General features: G+C 32.9%; 7 protein-coding genes. 6 read left to right on the top strand and 1 reads right to left on the bottom strand.

Translation table 11 applies throughout. The annotated features are described in order from the left end of the window. From DCO46_RS15640 to DCO46_RS15615, 6 genes are all read left to right on the top strand, one after another. Positions 1–812, top strand: an 812-nt coding sequence (locus DCO46_RS15640) for a glycosyltransferase family 2 protein (RefSeq protein WP_116753441.1), incomplete at its 5' end; no start/stop codon positions are given. A gap of 23 nt (positions 813–835) precedes the next feature. Next, positions 836–1,840 (top strand): glycosyltransferase, encoded by a 1,005-nt coding sequence (locus DCO46_RS15635; RefSeq protein WP_124019573.1) that lies wholly within the window; start codon positions 836–838, stop codon positions 1,838–1,840. 9 nt (positions 1,841–1,849) lie between these two features. After that, positions 1,850–2,968: a glycosyltransferase gene (locus tag DCO46_RS15630; protein ID WP_116753439.1), complete on the top strand. Its 1,119-nt coding sequence runs from the start codon at positions 1,850–1,852 to the stop codon at positions 2,966–2,968. Then, positions 2,965–4,053, top strand: coding sequence for a glycosyltransferase (locus DCO46_RS15625; RefSeq protein WP_116753438.1), 1,089 nt, complete (start codon positions 2,965–2,967; stop codon positions 4,051–4,053). The genes DCO46_RS15630 and DCO46_RS15625 overlap by 4 nt, the downstream gene beginning before the upstream one ends. A gap of 21 nt (positions 4,054–4,074) precedes the next feature. Then, the gene (locus tag DCO46_RS15620) at positions 4,075–5,424 is read left to right on the top strand and encodes an O-antigen ligase family protein (RefSeq protein WP_116753437.1); all 1,350 of its coding nucleotides are present in this window, start codon (positions 4,075–4,077) and stop codon (positions 5,422–5,424) included. 58 nt (positions 5,425–5,482) lie between these two features. Then, the gene (locus tag DCO46_RS15615; RefSeq protein ID WP_116753436.1) at positions 5,483–6,877 is read left to right on the top strand and encodes a sugar transferase; all 1,395 of its coding nucleotides are present in this window, start codon (positions 5,483–5,485) and stop codon (positions 6,875–6,877) included. A gap of 2 nt (positions 6,878–6,879) precedes the next feature. Here the strand turns inward: DCO46_RS15615 and DCO46_RS15610 are convergent, their stop codons facing one another. Next, positions 6,880–8,013: a DUF4105 domain-containing protein gene (locus DCO46_RS15610; protein ID WP_116753435.1), complete on the bottom strand. Its 1,134-nt coding sequence runs from the start codon at positions 8,011–8,013 to the stop codon at positions 6,880–6,882. Positions 8,014–8,048 lie beyond the last annotated feature (35 nt).

The following is an 8,048-nucleotide window of genomic DNA, read 5'->3' as shown; positions in this document are numbered from 1 at the left end:
ACCGCGGACTTACCAAACAAAGGAATTTTGGAATTCAAGAAGTAAGCGACTGGAGTGAAATTGTTTGTTTTTTGGATGATGATACGGTTTTAGAAAGTGATTATTTTGAAAATCTGCTTCAGACGTATACAATATTCCCGGAAGCTTTGGGAGCTGGCGGTTATATTTCAAATGAAGTTAAATGGGAAAAAGTTCCTGAAAATTATCTCCCGGGAATAAATGAATTTTATTTTGACGGCTGGAAACGAAATGACGGGAGCCGTTTTGTATTAAGAAAAAAACTCGGTCTCGATAGCGATTGCCCACCTGGATTTTCTCCTTTATACTCGCATGGCAGAAGCGTGGGGTTTTTACCTCCATCAGGCAAAATATATGAGGCAGAACAATTAATGGGAGGCGTTTCTTCTTTTCGGAAATCTGTTTTTGAAAAATTTTCGTTTTCAACTTATTTTGAAGGCTATGGTTTGTACGAGGATGCAGATTTTACACTGAGGCTGGCAAAAACCGGAAAATTATATTTGAATACAAAAGCAAAACTTGCTCATTTTCATGCCGAATCAGGCAGGCCAAATCAATATAAATATGGGAAAATGGTTGTACGAAATGGCTGGTATGTATGGCACGTTAAAAATCCAACGCCAAAATGGAAAGACCGCTTAAAATGGAATGCCATAACTGTTTTACTGACTACTATTCGTTTCACTAATGTAGTTACAGCTAAGAATAAAAAAGCAGCTTTTACTGAAGCACTTGGCAGAACCATTGGGTGGTGGAGCCTGCTTTTTAATAAACCGGTTTCTACTGATAATTAACTTTAATTAAAAAAACTACAATTGTGAAATTAGAATTGTCATCATGGACACATCATCTCAATCAACTCATCTATTCGTATTTTTATTTTTGTAAAAAAGAAAAGATTAGTGTTGATATTGTTCGCAACAACACCATAAAATTTAATGGTGCTGTTTTGCATGTAGACAATAAAACGGCTTTTTTTGATTATTCTGATGATACTAAATTTATAGATATTCCCGAAAAGTTTGATTTCTATTTTAAAAGATCATTGCTGGCTGAAGATCAAAAAGCGAATATCTATCCGTTAAATTTTAATGTTCCGATGACCTATAAAAGCCATTGGTTACTTATGAATTTAAAATCAGATTTTTTATTTGATAAAAGCAACAGAACGGAAGTGATAAGAGCATTAGACCGTTTTTCGTTATTTACAAATTCTTCTCATTCCGTTTTGGATATTAAAAGATATCCGAAAGAAATAATCGATTTTGGAGGAAATATAATTTTTCATACCAGATTGTGGAATCCCGATAATCACCCGGATGAAGATGAAAAAGAGCGTAGAAGAAATCAAAACGACTTTAGGATTAATGCCTGTCGAATCATAAAAAAGACATTTAAAAACGCTTCAGTAGGTTTGTCTGCAGATGATCTTTCTAAGCAGCTGGCTCCGGATCTTATATTAGATGGAAAGCATTCAAATAAAAATAGTTATTTCAACATGCTAAAGAATTATGATATTTGTGTTGCCGATGACGGTCTGAAAGATACTCCGGGATGGAAAATCGGAGAATATCTTTTGTTTGGAAAAGCGGTTATCACAACTCCGGTAACTGTAGTTATTGATCATTTTCAGGAACATATAAATTATGAGAAATTAAGTACCCGTAATTCTTATTTGGAATTACCGGAGAAAATAGATTATTTACTTGACGGAAAAAAATATCTGGAAATGGGTCGTAATAATCTGAAATGGAGCGAAGAATATTTACATCCAAAAAATTATATTCAAAGAATACTATCCATAATTAAAGCGATTGATTAATCTCAATAAATGAAATTTTTAATAATTACACACGTAGAACATTTTAAAGAAGCAGACCAGTATTTTGGTTATGCTCCCTATGTTCGTGAAATGAATATTTGGTTCAGGTATACAGATGAGGTAATTATTGTTGGCCCATTATTGAAAAAGAAACCAACCGCAATAGATCTTGCATATCAGCATCAAAACATAGATTTTAGAAAAGTACCCAATTTTAGTTTTACCAGTTTTAAAAATAATCTGATATCAATTTTCAAGTTACCTATAATTTTCTGGCGCATATTTTGGGCAATGAAAAAGGCCGATCATATCCATTTGAGATGCCCTGGTAACGTAGGTCTGATAGGCTGCATAGTGCAGATTCTTTTTCCGGGGAAACAAAAAACGGCCAAATATGCAGGAAACTGGGATCCCGAAAGTAAACAGCCATGGACATACAGGTTACAAAAGTATATTTTAAGTAATACATTTTTGACCCGAAATATGCAGGTACTGGTTTATGGAGAATGGAAAAATCAGTCAAAAAATATAAAACCTTTTTTTACAGCAACATATCCGGAAACTGAAAAAGAAGCTGTTCAGAAAACAGCTCTAAATTCTGCTGTAAAATTCATTTTTGTAGGGAGTCTCGTTGTTGGGAAAAACCCTTTGTATGCCGTAAAAATGGTAGAACAATTGGTCACGAAAGGAAAAAATGCAATACTGAATTTGTATGGAGAAGGGACTCAGAGAAGTCTTCTGGAACAATATATAAAAGGAAATAAACTGGAGAATTGTATTTTTTTAAAAGGAAATCACCATCATGAAACTATTAAGAAAGCGTATCAGGAAAGTCATTTTGTAATGTTGCCTTCTAAAAGTGAAGGCTGGCCCAAAGCAATTGCAGAAGGAATGTTTTGGGGATGTGTACCGCTTGCCAGTAAAGTTTCCTGTGTGCCTTTTATGTTAGATTATGGAAACAGAGGTATTTTACTCGAAATGGATTTAGAAAAAGATGTTGCTCAAACGGAAAACATCATTTCAAATCAAAATACGTATTCAGTCAAAAGTCAATCAGCCAGTAACTGGTCACGGTTATATACAACGGATATCTTTGAAACAGAAATTAAAAATCTGTTAGTAAAATGAGAATTGTACAAATTATAGATTCATTAGAACCTGGCGGAGCTGAACGTATGGCATTAAATTATGCTAATGCTCTGGCAAATGAAATACATTTTTCGGGCTTAATTGCAACCCGAAAAGAAGGAATCCTAAAAAGACAAATAGATTCTAAAGTGTCTTATCTGTTTTTGAAAAAGAAAAGAAGTATAGATTTAAAAGCAGTTTTTCGTTTAAGGAAATACTTAACCAAAAATAAAGTAGACCTCATTCATGCACATAGTTCTTCTTTTTTTATTGGAATACTAGTAAAACTGACTTTGCCAAAAATCAAAATTATCTGGCACGATCATTACGGAATATCAAGTGATTTATCCGTTAGGAAAAATTTAGGGTTAAAATTTAGCTCTCTTTTTTTTAAAGGAAGTATTGCTGTCAATTCAGCTTTGAAAAAATGGGCAGAATCTTATTTGTTTTGTTCCGATATTATCTATTTTCCCAATTTTATAGATACAGTTACTGATTCAGATGAAAAGATAATCCTAAATGGAGCAGAAGGAAAGAGGATAATATGTGTGGCCAATTTGCGCCCGCAGAAGAATCATCAGTTATTAATTGAAGCAGCCAAAGCAATTATTGATAAACATCCGGACTGGACATTCCATTTGTTTGGGAAAGATTTTGGAGATGACTATTCAGAAGTAATTAAATCTCAAATAAAAGATAAGAAACTCTCGCAAAATATTTTCTTTTACGGAACAACTGATAACGTTGCATCTGCCTTAAAACAATCTGATATTGCCATATTAACTTCCTTATCAGAAGGGCTTCCGCTTGCGGTCTTAGAATATGGATTGTATAAATTACCAGTTGTGAGTACAAATGTGGGCGAAATTTCTAAAGTAATAACTTCGGAAAATGAAGGGATTATTGTTGAATCTGATAATAAAAATGAATTAACCGCTGCAATCGAAAAGCTTATTTTAAATGAAAAGTACAGAGAAGATTTAGGTTTGGCGCTGCACAACAGAATAAAATTAAATTATAGTGAAACAGCAATTATCAAAGAATATCTGTCATGGTTGAATTCTTTGAGTAATTTTGCTTCATAAAAATTGCATTATAAATAGTAGATGAAAAACACCAAATTGTCTTATACTTATCTTATTATAATTCACGCAATAATTGCTCTGGCAGTTTTTGCCTTACCCTTTCTATCTAAAATTTTAGCTCTTTTATTGCCAATAATTGGTTTGTATGTAGTGAACAAAACAAAAAACAAGAATAATGAAGTTCTCATAGTAGCGGCTTATATGATTGGTATTGAGGTTTTTTTAAGGATGACAAACGGAAACTTTAATAATGAATATATAAAATTCAACGTTATCTTTTTTATGTTCATGGGGATGATTTACAGTAATTTCTCTACTAATGCTTTCATTTACTGGTTCTTTTTGATTTTGTTAATCCCGGGAATATTAGTTACTGCTACCATTACCGATTATGACGTAGATGTTAAAAAATCATTGATGTTTAATCTTTCGGGACCCGTCTGCCTGGCCATTTCGTCGATATATACCTTTAAACGGAGGATTCTTTTTTCGAATCTGCAAAACATAGTCGTCGCCATGGGACTGCCCATTATAACAACTACGGTTTATTTGTTTCTGTACAATCCCAGCGTAAAGGATGTGGTAACAGGAACGCAGTCAAATTTTGAAACTTCGGGAGGTTTTGGGCCTAATCAGGTTTCGACCATTTTAGGATTAGGAATTTTTGTGTTTTTTACACAGCTTATATTGTTTTCAAAAACAAAAAAGGAAATCTTTTTAAACGGATTTTTACTGTTATTTGTTAGTTACAGAGGAATCGTAACTTTTTCCAGAGGAGGAATTATAACAGCAGTAGTTATGATAGTTTGCCTTATGTTCTTGTTGTATTATTTCTCAAATGCAAAAGGTAAAAGCAAATTTAGTTTAGTCTTTGTAATGACGGCTCTTATGGCTGCAGGAATCTGGGTCTATAGTTCTTTTCAGACAAGCGGACTTATAGAGAAGCGTTATGCCAATCAGGATGCTGCCGGAAGAACAAAAAAAGACAATTTGGGAGGAAGGGAAGAAATTATTGATTCTGAGCTTAAAGTTTTTCTGGATAATCCTGTTTTAGGAGTAGGTGCCGGAATGGGAAAAGAAATTCGTAAAGAATCATTTGGTGATGCTGTCGCTTCTCATAATGAAATATCCCGTATGATGAGCGAACATGGTCTTTTTGGAATCTTCGGTCTTATATTGCTTTTCTTAACTCCGTTTATTCTGTATGTCAATAACAGGCAGCATCTCTATTTTTTATCTTTTTATGTCTTTTGGCTTTTGACAATAAACCACGCAGCCATGCGTACAGCTGCTCCGGCTTTTGTATATGCCTTAACGCTTCTCTTTGTGCAGGTTAAAATTCCTGAAAAACCTGAAACTTCAATAGATTAAATTCTTTTTTTTATGATACATTTGCTTTAGTTTATTATTCCCCCCAAATAAAAAATAAATGTTTTCAAACAAAAAAATTCATTTCCAAATATCGGAACGGAAAGTCCTACTTCATATTTTTGATGCTGTTTTTGTTTTATCAGCACTATATGTTTTAAGCTTATTCCTGGGCTTTCAATATTTAAAATTTTCAACACCAAACTTTTACCGTCAATTTCTATTGATTTTTTATATATACATGTTCGGATCTATTTTCGAAATGTATAATTTACAAATTGCAAGTAATCAGTTTCAGGTTCTTAAGAGTACGATTTTTACTGCCACTACAACAGTAATTGTATATCTGCTGACACCGGTTTTGTCTCCTGAACTTCCAAAACAAAGAATTTCTATCATTGTATTTTATTTAGCCGTTCTTTTTGCGCTGCTGATCTGGAGATACTTATATGTGTTTTTCCTGGCATCTCACAGATTTGTTCAGAACGTTGTTTTAATCTGTGATCAGAATCAGGTTGAAGAATTAGTTTCGGCTCTGGAAAATGTTGATCCTCATTATAAAATAGTTGGTTTTGTAAATTCCGATTCAGTTTCGGAGGAAGATTCAGGTTTTCATTATGTGAAACAAATAAAAAAGCATGATTTAGAAGATTTTGTAATAAGAAATAATGTTTCAGAAATTGTAATTGCATCTCAGAACACAAATGGGATTACCACAGATTTGTATCAGAAACTATTGCATTTATTAGAAAATGGCCATGTGATCAGAGAATATACACATGTGTACGAAAATAAAACACAGCGAATTCCTGTACATCACATTTCAAGGGATTTCTATCGTTTTTTTCCGTTCAGCCGAAGTAATAACAATAAATTATATTTGCTTTTGGTTCGTTTTCTTGAACTTGTTTTTTCTTTTACAGGCTTAATAATCTGCTTTGTTTTGATTCCCTTTATTTTCATCGGAAATTTTATCGGAAACAAAGGAGGGTTGTTTTATACACAAGAAAGAATAGGCAGAAACGGAGTTGTATTCGAAATATACAAATTCAGGACAATGGTTGAAAATTCTGAAGCAAACGGAGTTGTTTTTGCGACAGCAAATGACAGGCGCATAACACCATTTGGTAAATTAATGAGAAAAACCAGAATTGATGAACTGCCACAATTTTTTAATGTCATAAAAGGAGATATGGCCGTTATCGGACCAAGACCTGAGCGGCCATTCTTTGTAAATGAAATAGCTCAGATAATGCCTTTTTATGAAACAAGGCATGTTATAAAACCAGGACTGACTGGCTGGGCACAAGTGAATTATTCCTATGGAGAATCAATAGAAGAAAGCCTGATAAAACTGCAATATGATTTGTATTACATCAAACACAGAAGTATTTTTCTGGATTTGAGTATTACCTTCAAAACCATTACCACAATTGTTTTTTATCGCGGGCAGTAAATTTAGATAATAATCGGAATTCTCTTTTTGTTTCGGATGGCAACTCTTACCAAAACAAAACCACTAGTAATGATCATTGGAAGCACAATTAAAAAATGGGCTTTATTAATCATGTAGAAGATGTAAACAATCAGTAAAATCAAATGTAAAACCGAAAATCGATACGTCCATCTTTTGTTCTTTATAATTGAAAAGAAAAGCAAAATGAGCAAAAATGGACTGAATAAAAGAATATTATAATTCATCGCCAGTTCGTGGTGAAGCGAATAAAATCCCATAATAACAAAAAATACTCCCATTAAAGACAAAATCAGAAGATAGATTTTATCCACAATTTTATTATGTGCCAAAACTACAAAGGCAAGAATAAAAAGATAGGTATAAACATTATTCCACCATGAAATTGGAGTTTCCTTCTCGAAGCTTAAAAATGTTTTGCTTTTGGCAACCAGAGGCTGATTTTGAAAAGTAGTTTTCTCTAAACTATTTTTTAATTCAAAGGGCAAAAATATCTTGGTTCCCGGCTGGTCAACTTTTGTTCCGAAAATAATACTGGTTCCAAGTTTTTCATAAAAATGCCCGTCAAAATAAGGAAATAATATTGACCGATAGCTTATATCCGTATCTCCTTTTTTTACGACTATATCTCCGCCTAAAGTCGAATTAATGATATCAACGACCATTGACGTACAGTTTTTATCAATAAACTTATAAGTGTAATAACGATCTTCAGAATATAAAGTAGTATTTAATTTATCAAAAAGCTTTTGTTTAAGGTCTTGTGAAATAAGCAATTCCTGTTCGAAAACACTTCTTTTATCATACGTATATTCATTTATAAAATCAGGAAAAGAAGCTACGCCAACAAAATACTGCAAATCGCCCTTGGCAAATTTTGCAACAAAATTGGGAGTTCTGAAATCAAAATTACCATAATTATACACGACATCTATATTATTTTGAGGATCTGTCACACGAATAGCGGTGTGCCCAAAAAACGAATAAGATTCATTACCAAGTCCGCAGGTCAGAACGCTTATTTTTGCTTCTTTTGATAACGGAAGACTCTGGCTAAAACCAATAGAAAAACTTAATAATAAACTAAAAAGCGTTATTTTGAAAATGACTTTTTTCATGATTTAAAATTTTGAAGTTTAATGGTTTGTAATAA

It is taken from the genome of Flavobacterium sp. HTF (assembly GCF_003105115.1).
Taxonomy (GTDB): Bacteria; Bacteroidota; Bacteroidia; order Flavobacteriales; family Flavobacteriaceae; genus Flavobacterium.
The sequence above is the reverse complement of the archived record's forward strand: the minus strand, read 5'-3'. Positions and strand labels throughout refer to the sequence as shown.